The sequence below is a fragment of the Microbacterium shimangi genome (genome assembly GCF_043556445.1).
In the GTDB taxonomy this organism is placed as follows: Bacteria; Actinomycetota; Actinomycetes; order Actinomycetales; family Microbacteriaceae; genus Microbacterium.
On sequence record NZ_JBIGII010000011.1, the window covers coordinates 47,729 to 64,255 of the forward strand.

Here is a 16,527-nt window from a genome sequence, read left to right on the forward strand (position 1 = left end):
GCAAGGGCGGGCATATTTGTTAGTACACCTTACGAATAGGTCTGCTGCAAGCGGCGGACCGGGATGCCCGCCGGTGTTCACACGCCCGTTACACGGACGAAAAGCGGCGCGATTCGCTTCGCACCGTGACCGGAATGTTGCCCTTCTGATGCTCGTCCTCAACTAGCATTAATTGATTGACCAGGGGGTGACCGACATGACGGATCTCGTGACGAGACCGGATGCCGACGCAGATGGCCACGACGACAAGACGCTCCACGCGTCTGCCGCCGAGGGCAGCGATGGCGGAACGCCCCACACCCCGCTGGCCTGGGCCCCCTCAGAACCGGCCCGTCCGAAGAAGAAGCGCACCGCGCTGTGGATCGGACTCCCCGTCGGCGCAACGCTGACTGCCCTGGTCGCCGCGTCGTTCGTGCTCATCGCTCCCGGCGCATCGGTCGCCGGTGTGCAGGTGGGTGGCCTCACGGCCGGTGTCGCCGCCGACGCCATCGCCGCCCGTCTCGCCGATACCACGGTCGTGCTCAATAGCTCCGACGGGACGTTCGAAGTCACGGGCGCCGACCTCGGGGCGAACGTCGACGCGAGGGCCCTCGCCGACGCGGCCTTCGCCGAGAACCCGATGTGGAACCCCTCGACCTGGTACCCCGGCACGAGCGACGCCGCGGTCACGATCGACCCGTCGACCGCCACCACCGCACTGCAGAGCGCTGCCCCTGATCTCTACGACGACCCGACCAACGCCTCGATCGCATTCGACGCGGGTTCGGCGTCGTTCGCCGTGACCCCCGCCGTCCCCGGCGAGGGCGTCGACCTCGCAGCCGTGCAGACGGCCCTCCAGCAGGCTTTCGACAGCGGTCAGACGACCACCACGATCGACGTCACCGCGGTGCCCGTCGAGGCCCTCGCGACCACCGACGAGGCGAACGCGACCGCCGGCACGCTCAACGGCATTCTCGACTCGGTCGGCTTCTACGTCGGCGACGAGCGCACGGTTCCGGTCGACCGCGCGGTGGCCGCCTCGTGGTTCACCGTCACCGCCGAAGGCGGCGACTTCGCCTTCACGGCTGACCCCGCACTCATCCAGCCCTCCGTCGACGGCGTTTCCGCCGCCGTCAACCGCGATGCGGTCAACGCGACGGTCGTCACCGATTCGAGCGGCGGCGTGCTGCTCGAGCAGGTCAAGGGCGTCACGGGCCGCGCGATCGAGTCGACCGACGGCATCGCTGCCGCCTTCGCGACACAGCTGGGCGAGGGCAACGGCGCATTCGCGTTGAGTGTCGCCGAGACGCCGTTCCAGACGGCGGCGACCGAGCGTCGCATCGAGGTCAACCTCAGCACGCAGATGACCTACCTCTACGAGAACGACCAGGTGATCCACGCCTGGGCCTCGTCGACCGGCCTGCCCGGTTCTGCCACGACGCCGGGCAACTTCCGGATCGGCTGGAAGAACCCGCTCCAAGACATGGGATGCTTCCCCGGCGCCCCGTATTGCACCGAGAACGTGCCGTGGGTGGCGTACTTCAACGGCGACCAGGGCTTCCACGGTGCCTACTGGCACAACAACTTCGGAAACGTCATGAGCCACGGCTGCGTCAACCTTCCGGTGGCCTCGGCGAAGTTCCTCTACGACTGGGCCCCCAAGGGCACCGAGGTCTGGGTGCACAGCTGACCCCGACCCCCCGGCGGTGACGAAGAGCGGATGCTTTCACAGCATCCGCTCTTCGTCGTTCAGGCCCTCCCCACCCACCGCTCCCCTGTCACAGAACGCGGGTCCGAGCGACCATTCGCGACAGGCGAACCGAGCACCGCCACCAGCCCCACCGCTCCCCTGTCACAGAACGCGGGTCCAAGCGACCATTCGCGACAGGCGAACCGGCCACCGCCACCAGCCCCACCGCTCCCCTGTCACAGAACGCGGGTCCAAGCGACCACTCGCGACAGGCGAACCGGCCACCGCCACCAGCCCCACCGCTCCCCTGTCACAGAACGCGGGACCGAGCGACCATTCGCGACAGGGGAAGCCCGAGGCGGACCCTGGAAACGCCGAAGAGCGGATGCTTCGCAGCATCCGCTCTCCGTCGTTCAAGGTCAGATCGTGTCGACGATGCCGTTCAGGGTGGCGGACGGGCGCATGACGGCCTCGACCAGCGCGGCGTCGGGACGGTAGTAGCCGCCGATCTCGGTCGCCGCCCCCTGGGCGCCGTTGAGCTCGGAGACGATGCGATCTTCGTTCGATGCCAGCGCCTCGGCCACGGGGGCGAAGACCCCCGCGAGTTCGGCATCCACCGTCTGCGCGGCCAGCTCCTGCGCCCAATAGAGCGCCAGGTAGAAGTGGCTGCCGCGGTTATCGATCATTCCGAGGGTGCGACCGGGCGACTTGTCGTTCTCGAGGAACGTGCCGGTCGCGGCATCGAGCGTATCGGCGAGGATCTGCGCGCGCGCATTGCCGGCGCGGTCGGCGAGATGCTCGAGCGACGCCGCGAGCGCGAAGAACTCGCCGAGCGAGTCCCACCGCAGAAAGCCCTCGGCGACGAGCTGCTGCACGTGCTTGGGAGCGGATCCGCCGGCGCCCGTCTCGAAGAGACCGCCACCCGCGAGAAGGGGAACGATCGACAGCATCTTCGCGCTCGTACCGACCTCGAGGATCGGAAAAAGGTCGGTGAGGTAGTCGCGCAGCACGTTGCCCGTCACCGAAATGGTGTCTTCCCCGCGGCGGATGCGGTCGAGGGAGTACTTCGTCGCCGCCTCCGGCGCGAGGATCTCGATCGTGAGCCCGTCGGTGTCGTGCTCGGCCAGGTAGGTGTGCACCTTCTCGATCAACTGCGCGTCGTGGGCACGCGTCTCGTCGAGCCAGAACACCGCGGGGGTGTCGCTGGCGCGAGCCCGCGTGACGGCGAGCTTGACCCAGTCGCGCACGGGAATGTCTTTGGTCTGGGTGGCGCGCCAGATGTCGCCCGGTTCGACCGCATGCTCGATCAGCACCTCGCCCGCCGAGTTCTTCACCTGCACGACGCCGGCTGCAGCGATCTCGAAGGTCTTGTCGTGGCTGCCGTATTCCTCGGCTGCCTGTGCCATCAGACCGACGTTGGGCACGGTGCCGATCGTCGCCGGGTTGAGGGGACCGTGCGCGATGACGTCGTCGATCGTGGCCTGGTAGACGCTCGCGTACGACGAGTCGGGGATGACGGCGAGGGTGTCGTCTTCGCCGCCGTCGACGCCCCAGAGCTTGCCGCCGTTGCGGACGAGTGCCGGCATCGACGCGTCGACGATGACGTCGGAGGGAACATGCAGGTTCGTGATGCCCTTGTCGGAATTGACGTACGAGAGGCGCGGGCCCCCGGCGAGGTCTGCCGTGATCGCCGCGGCGATCTCTTCGCCGCCGTCGACCGACCCGAGGCCGGAGAGGATCGCGCCGAGGCCGTCGTTCGCCGTCAGCCCGGCGGCGGCGATCGCGTCGCCGTAGCGCGCGAACACGTCGGCGAAGTAGGCCTTCACGACGTGGCCGAAGATGATCGGGTCGCTGACCTTCATCATCGTGGCCTTCAGGTGCACCGAGTAGAGCAGGTCATCGGCCTTGGCCACAGCCAGCGTCTCGGCGAGGAAAGCGTCGAGCGCCTTCGCCGACAGGAAGGTGGCGTCGATGATCTCGTTCGGAAGAACGGTGATGGCGTCCTTGAGGACGGTGACGGTACCGTCGGCCGCGACGTGCTGAATGCTGAGCACGTCGTCACCGGGGATGACCACCGACTTCTCGTTCGATCGGAAGTCGTCGTGGCCGAGCGTCGCCACGCGGGTCTTCGAGCCCTCGGCGAACGGCTTGTTGCGGTGCGGGTGCTTGCGGGCGTAGTTCTTCACCGACAGCGGCGCACGACGGTCGCTGTTGCCCTCGCGGAGTACCGGGTTCACCGCTGATCCCTTGATGCGGTCGTACCGCGCGCGGGCATCTTTCTCGTCAGACGAAGCGGGCTCGTCGGGGAAGTCGGGGATGTCGTAGCCCTGCGACTGAAGCTCGGCGACGGCGGCCTTGAGCTGGGGAATCGAGGCCGAGATGTTCGGCAGTTTGATGATGTTCGCTTCGGGGAGCGTCGCCAGACCGCCGAGTTCGGCGAGGGCATCGCCTACCCGCTGTTCGGGAGTCAGCCGCTCGGGGAACATCGCGAGGATGCGCCCGCCCAACGAGATGTCGCGGGTCTCGACGTCGATGCCGGCATGCCGCGTGACGGCCTGCACGATGGGCAGGAACGATGCGGTCGCGAGCGCCGGAGCCTCGTCGGTGTGGGTGTAGATGATGGTGGAGTCAGGCACGTGTCGTCTCTCCGTCAAGCGTCGTGTCAAGCGTCGCGGGGTGATGATTCAGCCTATCGCAACCCGAAAACTATCTTGATATCGAGATACTTGTCACGGGCGGACAACTGGTTACCCGCCCGCGGCCCTTCCCGGCTAGCCTGTGGTCATGGCAGACCTGCGACTCGTCGAACTGTCGGCTTCCACCATCGTGGCCGTGAATACGTTGTCACTGAAGCCCGGGCAGGAGCAGTTCCTCGCCCCCCTCAGCTACGGGATCGCCGCCACCGTGGTGAACCCGCAGACCGCCTGGCAACGCGTCGTTCTCGACGGCGAGGAGGTCGTCGGATTCGTCAGCGCGAACTTCGACCCCGAAGCATCCGTGGAGCACTTTCGTTCCGTGCTCTGGCGTATCAACGTCGACGCCGAAGACCAGGGCCGCGGAATCGGACGCTACGCGGTCGAGCGCCTGCTGGACGAGGCGCGGGCGCGCGGTATGGAGCACGTCGACGTCATCTACGAAGCCGGCGAAGAAGGTCCTGAGGCGTTCTTCCGGCGCGTCGGCTTCACACCGGTCGGCGAGACCGAATACGGCGAGGTCATCGCCGAAGTGCGCCTCTAGGAGTGCGCCTCTAGCCGCTGGAAGTGCGCCTCTAGCCGCTGCGAAGCACCGGGACCGAGGCCCGCTGCGGTCAGACGACGCGGACGAGCGCGACGAGGCGAACGTCGGGTCCGTCGAAGTAGCAGGTCTGCAGAATCACCGATGCGCCCAAGCCCTGGGTGGCCTCGCGGGCATTCTGCCCCGGCCTACCGTCACGGCTGCCGACGACGACGAAGCGTCCGTCGAGGTTCTGCCCCGACAGGGTGACCACGTCGCCGGGGACGAGGTCGAGCACGATCTCTCCGCCGCAGTTGTTGTGCGCACCGACGATGGGAGCGCTGGCTCCGGTGAGGTTCATGCGCACCCAGAGGCACTGGTCGAGCTCCGCCTGGTACCCCGTCGTGTCGATCGCGATGACGCGCTCGACCGGCGCCGCGACAACCGGCGGGGGTTCGGGCGACGGCGCGGCCTCGACCGGTGCTGAGCCGGGGGTCGATTCGTCTGCCGGTGGGGGCGCGGCGAGGACCGCGGCCGGTGTCGTGACGGTCTCCGGCGCGGGCGCGCCCGCGACGGGCGCCTCGGGTACGGAAGCGGGCGCAGGGGCCTCGGGCGCCGGAACGGGCTGAGTCGTGATGGCGGCAGGCGGCGCCAGGGCGGGCTGATCGGCGACAGCCGCGGGCACGAGCCATGTCACGGCGGCGAGGGCGGATGCTGCCACGACACCCGTCACGGTCAGGCCGAACGTGCGTCGGCGATGCGCGCGGTGCACGACGCGGAACGGATCGGCGGCGCTCACTGCGCGGCCCCCGCGTAGCGGTTGGCCACGGCTGCCACGTCGTTGACGTAGGTGTCGAGGTGGTTGTAGCTGAAGATGGCCGCCCGCCACCCGTCGGTACTCGTCATGGCGCCCGAATGGCAGAGGTAGCGCGCGGCAGCGAGCGCGGCATCATCGATCTGATTGGGGTCGGTCGTGCCATCGCCGTCGCCGTCGGCGCCCCAGCGACTCCACGTGTCGGGGATGAACTGCATCGGCCCGACAGCGCGGTCCCACTGGGTGTCGCCGTCCCACCTTCCGCCGTCGGTGTCGCCGATGGCCGCGTTGCCGTTGCCGTCGAGCTGCGGGCCGCGGATCGCCGGCGAGGGGTAGCCGTCGAGCCCCAACACCGCTCCCCCGTGTCGGCCGTGGTTGGATTCGATCGCGCCGATTCCCGCGAGCGTGTTCCACCCGATGCCGCACGACGGTTGCTCGGCGTCGACGACGAGGTCGGCCAAGGCATAGGCCTCGAGAGCGCGTTGCGGTATTCCGGTGGTCGCCGAAACGCGCGTACTCCACGCGGCGTCGACGCGCACCGACAGCGACGCGGGTTCGCCGGTCTGCGGCGCGACGGTGGTCGAGGCCTGCCCACCCCCTCCGGTGGTCACCTCACCCGAAACCTCGACCGCGACGGCCGGCGCCTCGACCCGTGGCGCATCGGCCGTGGGCGAGAGCGAGCCGAGGTTGACCAGCCACACCGCGGCGACGGTGAGGATGACGAGGCCGACGATGAGCCCGATCCACGTCAGCGTCGACGAACCGCCGCGGTGCGCGGAATAGTCGTCGATCTCGTTCACGGGTGTCGCTCTCTCGACGGGGCGGGTCGGATGGTGGAGGGACGCGCGGAACGATAGCAGGCGGCGGTGAACGGGTGGGGTGGATGCGCCGGGGATCTTCGCGCGATGGGGCGCGCGGTCGCTGACGCCCCGCGAACCTCAGACGAGCGATTCCCGCCACGATGCGTGGAGCTGAGCGAACTTGCCGGTGCCCGCGATGAGCGCCTCGGGGGTGTCGTCCTCGATGATCCGGCCGTGCTCCATCACCAGCACCCGATCGGCGATCGCTACCGTCGACAGGCGGTGCGCGATGATGATGGCCGTGCGGTCGGAGAGCAGCGTCTGCAGCGCCTCCTGAATGAGGCGCTCGCTCGGCATGTCGAGCGAGGCCGTCGCCTCGTCGAGGATGAGCACGGCCGGGTCGGCGAGGAACGCCCGCGCGAACGAGATCAACTGACGCTGCCCGGCCGAGACACGCCCACCACGCTTGTTCACGTCGGTGTCGTACCCGTCGGGGAGCGCGCGGATGAAAGCATCCGCCCCCACCGCGCGCGCGGCGGCGTGGATCTCGTCGAGCGACGCGTCGGGCTTGCCCAGCGCGATGTTGTCGGCCACCGTCCCGCTGAACAGGTAGGCCTCCTGCGTGACCATGACGATCGCTCGGCGGAGGTCTTTCGGATGCAGCGACCGCAGGTCGACGCCGTCGAGTGAGACCGTGCCCGACGTCGGGTCGTAGAACCGCGAGACGAGCTTCGCAAGGGTCGACTTGCCGGCGCCCGTCGTTCCGACGAGGGCGACGGTCTGACCTGCCGGCAGGTCGAGGGTGAAGCCGGGGAGAATGACGCGGTCGTCCGAGTACCCGAACACGACGTCGTCGAAACGGATGTGTCCGCGCGCCTTCCGCAGGTCGACCGGGTCGGTCGGGTCGGGCACGGTGAGCTCCTCCTCGAGCACGCCCGACACCTTCTCGAGCGCGGCCGTCGCCGACTGGTAGGAGTTGACGAAGAACGCCACCTCCTGCAGGGGCGAGAAGAAGTTGCGGACGTAGAGGACGGCCCCCAGGAGTGTTCCCACCGCGAACGCCCCGTCGATGACCCGGAGCCCGCCCCACAGCAGAACGACCGCCACCGAGACGGCTGCGACCGCCATGAGACCCGGTTCGAAGATGCCGAACAGGCGGATCGATCGCATGTTGACATCGCGGTACTGATCGGAGAGCTCCCCGAACACCTCGTCGTTGCGCGGCTCTTTGCGGAACGCCTTCACCGCGCGGATACCGGTCATGGTCTCGACGAACTTGACGATCACCTGGGCACTGATGACGCGCGATTCGCGGTACACCCCTTGCGAGCTGCGGTAGAACCAGCGCATCAGGAAGAACAGCGGCACACCCATCACGACCACGACGAGGCCCGACTGCCAGTCCAGAAGCAGCAGCGCGATCAGCGTGAAGCCGCCGTAGAGCACGCCCGACACCAGCTCGTTGAGCCCCCCGTCGAGCAGTTCGCGGATCGTGTCGAGGTCGCTGGTCTGTCGCGAGATGATGCGGCCCGACGTGTACGACTCGTGGAACTCGAGGCTCAGTCGCTGCGTGTGCAAGAAGATGCGCTTGCGCAGGTCGAGCATGATCGCCTGCGTCAGACGCGCGGCGACGACCGAGTACCAGCCGATGAGTGCCGCACCGCCGACGCCCGCGACGATGTAGACGCCGACCACCGCGATCGTCGGCATCCATTCGGCGCGCTCGACGGCGGCGGGGAGGGCGTTGTTGATGCCCCAGGCGATGAGCGCCGGACCCGCGACCCGAAGTGCGGTCGAGATCACGAGCACGACGGCCGCGAGCACGACCTGGCCGCGCACCGGACGCACCAGCGAGCTCAGCAGCCGCAGGGAACGGCGGCGGATGCTGCGGCTCTCGGCCTTCGTGTAGTCGGAGCGGTCTTCACCGCTGGTTCCTGCGACGGTGGCGCTCACCGGATCACCTCGATCTCGCGGGTGTTCGTCTCGCGAACGGCGGCTTCGACCTCGAGGCTCGAGATCACGTGGCGGTAATGGTCGTTGCCGCGCAGCAGCTCTGTATGCGTGCCGATGGCCGTGACCCGCCCGTTCTCGAGCAGGGCGACCCGGTCGGCGAGGAGCACGGTCGACGGGCGATGCGCGACGACGAGCGCCGTCGTCTCGGCGAGGACGACGCGGAGCGCCTCTTCGACGAGCGCCTCGGTGTCGACGTCGAGCGCCGAGAGCGGGTCGTCGAGAACGAGCACCGCGGGCTTCGCGGCGACCGCACGGGCCAGCGCGAGGCGTTGACGCTGACCGCCCGAGAGGCTCAGCCCTTCTTCACCGATGACGGTGTCGAGGCCGTTCGGCAGGTCGTGCACGAAACCGGCCTGCGCGACGGAGAGCGCCTCGCTGATCGCGGCTTCCGCCTCGGGCGAGCCGGGCGTCAGATCTTCACGCCCGAGCAGGACGTTCTCGCGCACCGACGCCGAGAAGAGGGTGGCGTCTTCGAATGCCATGCCGATGTGGCGGCGCAGCTCGCGCAGCGAGAGATCGCGTACGTCGACGCCGTCGAGGGTGACACGCCCGCCGGTCACGTCGTACAGGCGCGCGGGAAGGGTGGTCATCGTCGTCTTCCCCGACCCGGTGAGACCGACCAGCGCCATCGTCTCGCCCGGGCGGAGGGCCAGGTCGATGCCGTCGAGCAGATCGCGCTCCGAGGGCGCAGCATCCTGATACCGGAAGCGCGCGCCCTCGAACACGAGTTCGCCGCGAGCGCGCTCGAGCCGCACCGGCTCCGCGGGGTCGACGATCGTGTTCTTCTCGTCGAAGACCTCGAAGATGCGGTCGGTCGCGGTGCGCGCGTCGAGCAGGAAGGAGAAGAGGAAGCCGATCGACTCGGTGGGCCAGCGCAGCACCGCTGCCATGGCGAAGAAGGCGAACAGCTGGGGCACGTCGAGTTGTCCGAGCGAGGTGAGGACGATACCCGCGCCGAGGCAGAGCGCCAAGGCGACATCGGGCAGAAGCACCAGCCAGAAGTTGATGAGACCCACCGAGGTCGCCTTGCGCAGCTCGGTCGCGCGCAGACTCTCGGCCTGACTCGTGAACTTCCGGAGTTGGTGACCGCCGCGACCGAAAGCCTTCAGCACGCGGATCCCGTGAACGCTCTCTTCGACAGCTGTGGCCAAGTCGCCGGCCTGGTCTTGGCTGCGGCGGGTCAGCATGCCGTAGCGCTTCTCGAAGAGGTACCCCGCCACCCACAACGGCAGCGAGCAGACCACGTAGACCGTTCCGAGCACCCAGTGCCAGCTGAAGAGCAAGACCGACCCGACGAGAATCGTCAGAACGTTCACGACCAGTACGACCAGACCGAATGCCAGCCAGCGGCGCACCAGGCTGATGTCCTGCATCATGCGGCTGAGCAACTGCCCGGACTGCCAGCGATCATGGAAGGCGACCGGAAGCCGCTGCAACCGGTCGAAGAACTGCGTGCGGATCTGGAACTCGACCTGCGTCGACGGACCCAGCACGAACCAGCGGCGCGCCCACGTGAGGAACGCTTCGAGAAGGCCCAGGCCGAGGATCGCCGCCGCTCCCCACGCGACGAGCACCGGGTCGCCGGTGGCGATGGGCCCGCCGACGACTGCCTCGAGCACGAGCGGGATTCCGAGCGCGAGAAGGCTCGCGACGAGCGCGGTGACGCCACCCAGGATCAGGCGGCCCATGACGGGGCGCGCGAAAGGCAGCAACCGCGCGAGGGATAGCGCGGTGGAGAGTTCGGAGGCAGGCGTAGCGGGAGTCATGTTCCTCGGTGGTGCGTGGGCCGTCGGGGGACGACCGGACAGGTGCTCCCAGCCGCAACGCTCTTGCGGGGGGAGTTATGCCCGACGCGCGGGCAGCCGTCCAGAATACAGCCCTCGCGCCGCTCGCCTCGACAGCCCGCGACCCGGCCAGGCGGCTTCGCGGTCGAGCAGGCTGCGTTTGACGTCGAGCCCCCAGGCGAACCCGCCCAGCGATCCGTCGGTGCGGAACACGCGGTGGCACGGGACGAAGAGCGCCGGGGCGTTGCGGGCGCAGATGGATGCCGCCGCCCGCACAGCCCGCGGTTGCCCCAATACCGCGGCGAACCCCGTGTAGGAAAGCGGTTCGCCCGGCGCGATCCGTCGGAGCGCCGCCCATCCTGCGAGCTGCAGCGCCGTGCCGGTCTGCGCGACGGCGACCTCGTCGATGGCGGTGACGTCGCCGTCGTAATAAGCGAGGGCGGCAGCCGCCGCATCCGTTCGCCCCTCGACGATCTGGGACGGACGCCGGGTCACCGGAAGCCGCCCGAGGATGGTCTCTTCGTCGGCCGTCCACCCCGACGAGAGCACGCGGCCGACCTCGTCGCTCAGGATCGTGAAGGGCCCGTCGGGGGTGTCGATCGTCTGGATCGTCGCGGTGGTCATGGGTTCTCCTCGGGCGTGACGGGGGCAGAAGGCACGGGGGTAGGGAGCACGGAGGCGGGCGTCGCGCGCCACGCCTGGGTGACGGGAGCCGCGAACCACAGATGCGACATGAGGTAGCTGCGCCAGGGCGCGGCTCGCGCGGCCCACTCGGTGAGCCCGACCGCATCGGCGGGGATGCCCGCGGCAGCGGCGCCCGCGCGCGCGGCGATGTCGCCGGGAAGCAGCACGTCGGGGTCGCCGAGCACCCGCATGCGCACGTAGTCGGCGGTCCACGGACCGACGCCGCGCAGCGCCATCAGCGTCGCGCGTTGCTCGACGGCGTCGTCTCCCGCGCTCAGGTCGAGCGCTCCGCTCGCCAGCGCTTCGGCAGCCTCGACGATCGCCCGCACACGGGCCGCCGGGCCCCGGAGCACGTCGTATCCCCGCTCGGCGATGGCGGCCATCGTCGGGAACAGCACGGTCGTGCCGGCGTCTCCCTCGACTCTCTCGCCGAGGGCGTCGGCCAACCGAGTCATCACGGTGCGGGCGGCGGCAACACTGATCTGCTGGCCGATCATGGCGCGGATGAGCATCTCGTGCGGGTCGACGCTGCCCGGCATGCGGACGCCGGGAATGCGAGCGACCAGCGGGGCGACGAGCGGATGCTGCGCCAGCGCCGTATCGACGGCGATCGGATCGGCATCGAGGTCGAACAGGCGCCGGGCGCGGGTGATGAGCGTGGCGAGGTCGGACAGCTGCGACAACCGCGCTCGCATGCGCACCCGCCCCTCCGCGTCGACCGTCAGCGCGAACCACGCCGGGCCGCCGTCGAGCATGAGCGTGCGGGCGAATGACGTCGCCGACGCGTCTTCCACGCCGCCGATGGCGTGCGCGGCCATCCACCCGAACAATCCGGCGGAGTCGAGCGGACCGCGATGCGGCAGCACGAGATCGATCTGACCCGGGGTGCTGTCGTGTGATCTGCGGCGGGCACGGAGTTGCGTCGGCGGCATCCCGAAGACCTCGCCCACCGTCTCGTTGAACTGACGGACGCTCGTGAACCCCGCCGAGAAGGCCACGTCGGCGGCGGGCAGATCGGTGCCGACCAGCAGCATCCGTGCCGTGTGCGCCCGGTGCGCCCGGCTGAGAGCGAGAGGGCCCGCTCCCAACTCGCCGGTCAGCAGTCGTGTCAGGTGTCGCGAGGAGTACCCCAGACGGCGGGCGAGGCCCGGTACGCCCTCGCGATCGACCACTCCGTCGGCGATGAGGCGCATGGCGCGGGCGGTCACGTCGCCGCGGAGGTTCCACTCGGGCGAGCCGGGAGCAGCCTCCGGGAGGCACCGCTTGCAGGCCCGGTACCCGGCCTCGTGCGCGGCGGCCGACGTCGCATAGAACGAGACGTTGGCCTCTTTCGGCGTGCGGGCCGGGCAGCTCGGCCGGCAGTAGATGCCCGTCGAGCTGACCGCGGTGACGAACTGCCCGTCGAAGCGGCGGTCACGCGACTGGATCACGCGATAGCGCTCGGAGAAGCTCATGGCCATGCCCCCAGCCTGCCACCGCCCACCGACACCGGCTGGCGGAAATCGGACACCGCCGTGCCCGTGCCCGACGACCCGGTCTGTGCCTTGAGGTTCGCGTCGTCGGCTGGCCTCCGCACTAACTCAGGCTCGTTGCAGCCCGGGGTCGGCCGTTCCGCGTGAACACGGGGCCGCGTTCGGCCGGCCGGCGCATCGAGCCTGAGTCAGTGCACGGGGGGGCGGGGCGGGGGCGGCTTTGGGGCGGGCGGGGGCGGCTTGGGGGCGGGCGGGGTGGGCGGGGGCGGTGCGGCCGGCGGCTCGGACGGGCGATCCGCAAGCCCGGCCCTGACCCGTTCTCCCGGCGGTAGCGTGTCGACCATGAGCGCACGCGAATACGACCTCATCGTCATCGGAGCCGGACCCGTCGGAGAGAACGTTGCCGACCGCGCCGTGCAGAGGGGCCTGACGGCGGTGATCGTCGAAGCCGAACTCGTCGGGGGCGAGTGCTCGTACTGGGCGTGCATGCCGTCGAAAGCGCTGCTGCGCAGCGGAGCCGCTCTTCGCGCAGCGCAGGCGGTCGACGGCGCCAAGCAGGCCGTCACGGGTGACCTCGACGTCGCCGCCGTGCTTCGCCGTCGCGACACCATGACGCACGACTGGGACGACTCGAGCCAGGTCGAGTGGCTGCAGGGCGCGAACATCGACCTTGTCCGCGGCTACGGCGCCCTGACGGGTGAGAAGACCGTGCGGGTCACGGCCGACGACGGCAGCACGACCGACCTCGTCGCACGCCACGCCGTCGCCGTGTGCACGGGCACCGCGGCGCTCCTTCCCGACATTCCGGGCCTTCGCGACATCTCGCCGTGGACCAGCCGGGAGGCGACCGGCGCACAGAAGATTCCGGCGTCGCTCGCGATCCTGGGCGGGGGCGTCGTCGGCGCCGAGATGGCGACCGCCTACGCGAGCTTCGGCTGCGCCGTCACCCTCATCGCCCGCTCGGGGCTGCTCGCGAACGACGAACCCTTCGCCGGCGAGCTGGTCGCCGCATCCCTCACCCGCCTCGGTGCCGTGGTGAAGACCGGTGTCGATGCGGTCTCGGCCCACCGCACCGACGGCGGCCTCGCCGTGGTCGAGCTGTCGGACGGAACGACCGTCGAAGCCGAGGAGGTCCTCGTCGCGACCGGGCGGGTGCCCCGCACCGGCGAACTGGGTCTCGAGGCCGTGGGGCTCGAGGCAGGCTCATGGCTCGACGTCGACGACACCCTGCTCGTCCGCGGCACCGACTGGCTGTACGCGGTCGGAGACGTGAACCACCGTGCGCTTCTCACCCACCAGGGCAAGTACCAGGCGCGGGCTGCGGGCGACGTCATCGCCGCTCGGGCGCAGGGCACGACGGTCGATGATGCGCCGTGGGGCGCCCACGTCGCGACCGCCGACAACGAAGCCGTGCCGCAGGTGACGTTCACCGACCCCGAGGTCGCGTCCGTCGGATTCACCGCGGCATCCGCCGAGAAGGCCGGCCGCCGCATCCGTGTCCTCGACTACGACCTGTCGTGGATCGCCGGTGCCAGCGAACAGTCGGACTCGTACGAGGGACAGGCCCGCGCGATCGTCGACGAAGACCGGGGCACGATCATCGGCGCGACGTTCGTCGGCCCCGAGGTCGCCGAGCTGCTGCACTCCGCCACGATCGCGATCGTCGGCGAGGTGCCGCTCGCCCGCCTCTGGCACGCCGTGCCGTCGTACCCCACCGTCAGCGAGGTCTGGCTGCGCCTGCTCGAGACCTACGGCCGCCCGACTCCCTGACCCGCCGGCCCGCCGCCCGGCGCAGACCCGTCGGCAGACCTGCGTCAGTGGAAGAAGTGCCGCTCGCCCGTGAAGAACATCGTCACCCCGGCCGCGCGGGCCGCGTCGATGACCTCCTGGTCGCGCACCGAACCGCCGGGCTGGACGATCGCAGAGACCCCGGCGTCGAGCAGCACCTGCGGGCCGTCGGCGAAAGGGAAGAAGGCGTCGGATGCGGCGACCGAGCCGGCGGCCCGATCCCCCGCACGCTCGACGGCGAGACGGCACGAATCGACGCGGTTGACCTGGCCCATCCCGATCCCGACGGTGGCCGAGCCTTTCGCGAGCACGATGGCGTTCGACTTCACCGCGCGGCAGGACTTCCAGGCGAAGATGAGGTTCTGCATCTCGCTCTCGGCCGGGCGCTCGCCCGACACGAGCTCCCAGTCCTTCGCGACCGAGTCGATGTCGTCGGGAAAGCGGTCGGCATCCTGCAGCAGCAGCCCACCCGATACCAGGCGCACGTCGAGTCGCTCCCGCTCCCAGTCCTCGGGCAGGCACAGCACGCGCAGGTTCTGCTTGAGCTTGAAGACCTCGAGCGCTTCGGGCTCGAAGTCGGGCGCGATGATGACCTCGGTGAAGATGTCCCGCAGGTTCTCGGCCATCTTCAGGGTCACGGTGCGGTTGGCGGCGATGACCCCACCGAAGGCCGAGACGGGGTCGCACTCGTGCGCGCGCAGGTGGGCGCTCGCGATCTCGTCGAGGGCGTTCGGCGCCGACACGGCGATGCCGCACGGGTTGGCGTGCTTGATGATCGCCACCGCCGGCTTGACCATGTCGAACGCGGCACGCAGCGCGGCATCCGCGTCGACGTAGTTGTTGTACGACATTCCCTTGCCCTGCAGCTGTCGCGCCTGCGCGATGCCGTGGCCACCGGCGCGGGAGTAGATCGCGGCGCGCTGGTGCGAGTTCTCGCCGTACCGGAGGGTCGAGAGCCACTCGGCGGCAATGGTGAGGTGCGCCGGAAGGTCGTCCGACGCGAGCGTGCCGTCGGCGAACCACGTCGACACCGCGGTGTCGTAGGCGGCGGTGTGAGAGAACGCGCGTGCCGCGAGTTCCCGACGCTGCGCGAGGTTCGTACCGCCCGTGCCGAGCGCGTCGATCACGGTCGGGTACGACTCGGGTGAGACGACGATGGCGACGTTCGCGTGGTTCTTCGCGGCCGCACGCACCATCGCCGGCCCGCCGATGTCGATCTGCTCGACGACGTCGTCGCCTTCGGCCCCCGAGGCGACCGTCTCGACGAACGGGTAGAGGTTCACGACCACCAGCTCGAACGGCGCGATGCCGAGGTCGTCGAGCTGGCGCTCATGGCTTTCGAGGCGCAGGTCGGCGAGGAGGCCCGCGTGCACGCCCGGGTGGAGGGTCTTCACCCGGCCGTCGAGCGACTCGGGAAACCCGGTGACCGCCGACACGTCGGTGACGGCGTGCCCGGCTTCGCGGATCGTCGCGGCGGTCGATCCGGTCGACACGATCTCGACGCCCGCGCCGGCCAGGGCCTCGGCGAGACGCAGCAGGTCGGTCTTGTCGCTCACCGACACCAGCGCACGGCGGATCGCCACGACGTCACGGTCGCGGTAGAGAGCGGGGTCGTGCCGGGGTCCGGCCATGGGGGGCTCCTAGGGTCTGTCAGGGGTGGATGCTTCGTCTCGTCGAGACTGGCTCAGTACGAGGGCGGCGGCCGAGGCCGCGGCGAGGTCGAGTTCTCGGGTCGCGATGCGGCGGACCACATCGACGAGCAGTCGGCGTTCGACGGGTTTGATGCGGTCGTGCAGACGGTGCGCGTCATCGCCGGGCAGCACGGCCACCCGCTCCTGCGCCAGGATGGGCCCCGTGTCGACGCCGTTGTCGACGATGTGGACGGTCGCGCCGGTCTCGGTCGCTCCCGCGGCGAGGGCGTCGCGCACCCCGTGCGCGCCGGGATACTCGGGAAGGAACGCCGGGTGGGTGTTGATCAATCGCGGCGACCACGCGGCGACCACCGCGGGCGGCAGAACACGCATCATTCCGCTCAGCACGACGAGATCGGGCTTCCAGACGGCCAGCTGCTCGAGGAGTTCGCCGCCCCACTCGTCTCGCGAATCGAACTGCTCGTACGCGACGAGGAAGGTCGGGATGCCGAAGGCCTCGGCGTGGGCGAATCCTTCGGCCTCGCGGTCGGCACCGACGACGACGACACGGGCGGGGAAGGCGGGCGCCGCCGTTGCCTCGAGGAGCGCCCGCAGGTTCGATCCCGTGCCCGAGATGAGAACCGCGACCGTGAGCACCC

General features: G+C 69.7%; 12 protein-coding genes. 3 read left to right on the forward strand and 9 right to left on the reverse strand.

Translation table 11 applies throughout. The features are described 5' to 3' along the window. Nucleotides 1-196: 196 nt before the first annotated feature. A complete protein-coding gene (locus ACFXQA_RS15020; RefSeq protein ID WP_394520696.1) occupies nucleotides 197-1,669 on the forward strand; it encodes a L,D-transpeptidase family protein in 1,473 nt (490 codons plus the stop codon). Nucleotides 1,670-2,088: 419 nt separating this feature from the next. Here the strand turns inward: ACFXQA_RS15020 and ACFXQA_RS15025 are convergent, their stop codons facing one another. Beyond that, a complete protein-coding gene (locus ACFXQA_RS15025) occupies nucleotides 2,089-4,305 on the reverse strand; it encodes an NADP-dependent isocitrate dehydrogenase (protein WP_394520697.1) in 2,217 nt (738 codons plus the stop codon). Between the two features lie 148 nt (nucleotides 4,306-4,453). Between ACFXQA_RS15025 and ACFXQA_RS15030 the strand changes: the two genes are divergently transcribed. Further along, nucleotides 4,454-4,906, forward strand: coding sequence for a GNAT family N-acetyltransferase (locus ACFXQA_RS15030; protein ID WP_394520698.1), 453 nt, complete (start codon nucleotides 4,454-4,456; stop codon nucleotides 4,904-4,906). A gap of 70 nt (nucleotides 4,907-4,976) precedes the next feature. Here the strand turns inward: ACFXQA_RS15030 and ACFXQA_RS15035 are convergent, their stop codons facing one another. The 6 genes from ACFXQA_RS15035 to ACFXQA_RS15060 form a co-directional block, all read right to left on the reverse strand. Continuing rightward, nucleotides 4,977-5,681 carry a hypothetical protein gene (locus ACFXQA_RS15035; RefSeq protein ID WP_394520699.1) on the reverse strand — a complete coding sequence of 235 codons (705 nt, stop codon included), beginning with the start codon at nucleotides 5,679-5,681 and terminating at the stop codon, nucleotides 4,977-4,979. After that, nucleotides 5,678-6,496, reverse strand: coding sequence for a lytic transglycosylase domain-containing protein (locus ACFXQA_RS15040; RefSeq protein ID WP_394520700.1), 819 nt, complete (start codon nucleotides 6,494-6,496; stop codon nucleotides 5,678-5,680). Before ACFXQA_RS15040 ends, ACFXQA_RS15035 begins: the two co-directional genes overlap by 4 nt. Nucleotides 6,497-6,634: 138 nt before the next feature. Then, the gene (locus tag ACFXQA_RS15045; RefSeq protein ID WP_394520701.1) at nucleotides 6,635-8,449 is read right to left on the reverse strand and encodes an ABC transporter ATP-binding protein; all 1,815 of its coding nucleotides are present in this window, start codon (nucleotides 8,447-8,449) and stop codon (nucleotides 6,635-6,637) included. Further along, nucleotides 8,446-10,275 carry an ABC transporter ATP-binding protein gene (locus tag ACFXQA_RS15050; RefSeq protein WP_394520702.1) on the reverse strand — a complete coding sequence of 610 codons (1,830 nt, stop codon included), beginning with the start codon at nucleotides 10,273-10,275 and terminating at the stop codon, nucleotides 8,446-8,448. Before ACFXQA_RS15050 ends, ACFXQA_RS15045 begins: the two co-directional genes overlap by 4 nt. Nucleotides 10,276-10,350: 75 nt before the next feature. Next, a complete protein-coding gene (locus ACFXQA_RS15055) occupies nucleotides 10,351-10,917 on the reverse strand; it encodes a methylated-DNA--[protein]-cysteine S-methyltransferase (protein WP_394520703.1) in 567 nt (188 codons plus the stop codon). After that, nucleotides 10,914-12,437: an AlkA N-terminal domain-containing protein gene (locus ACFXQA_RS15060; protein ID WP_394520704.1), complete on the reverse strand. Its 1,524-nt coding sequence runs from the start codon at nucleotides 12,435-12,437 to the stop codon at nucleotides 10,914-10,916. Before ACFXQA_RS15060 ends, ACFXQA_RS15055 begins: the two co-directional genes overlap by 4 nt. A 354-nt stretch (nucleotides 12,438-12,791) precedes the next feature. On the opposite strand from ACFXQA_RS15060, the gene ACFXQA_RS15065 reads away from it, so the two are divergent. Next, on the forward strand, nucleotides 12,792-14,219 hold the full coding sequence (locus tag ACFXQA_RS15065; protein WP_394520706.1) for a dihydrolipoyl dehydrogenase family protein: 1,428 nt from the start codon (nucleotides 12,792-12,794) through the stop codon (nucleotides 14,217-14,219). A gap of 44 nt (nucleotides 14,220-14,263) precedes the next feature. On the opposite strand, the gene purH is transcribed toward ACFXQA_RS15065, so the two are convergent. Further along, nucleotides 14,264-15,868 (reverse strand): bifunctional phosphoribosylaminoimidazolecarboxamide formyltransferase/IMP cyclohydrolase, encoded by a 1,605-nt coding sequence (gene purH, locus ACFXQA_RS15070; protein ID WP_394520707.1) that lies wholly within the window; start codon nucleotides 15,866-15,868, stop codon nucleotides 14,264-14,266. 9 nt (nucleotides 15,869-15,877) lie between these two features. Next, nucleotides 15,878-16,525: a phosphoribosylglycinamide formyltransferase gene (purN, locus tag ACFXQA_RS15075; protein WP_394520708.1), complete on the reverse strand. Its 648-nt coding sequence runs from the start codon at nucleotides 16,523-16,525 to the stop codon at nucleotides 15,878-15,880. Between the last annotated feature and the right edge of the window lie 2 nt (nucleotides 16,526-16,527).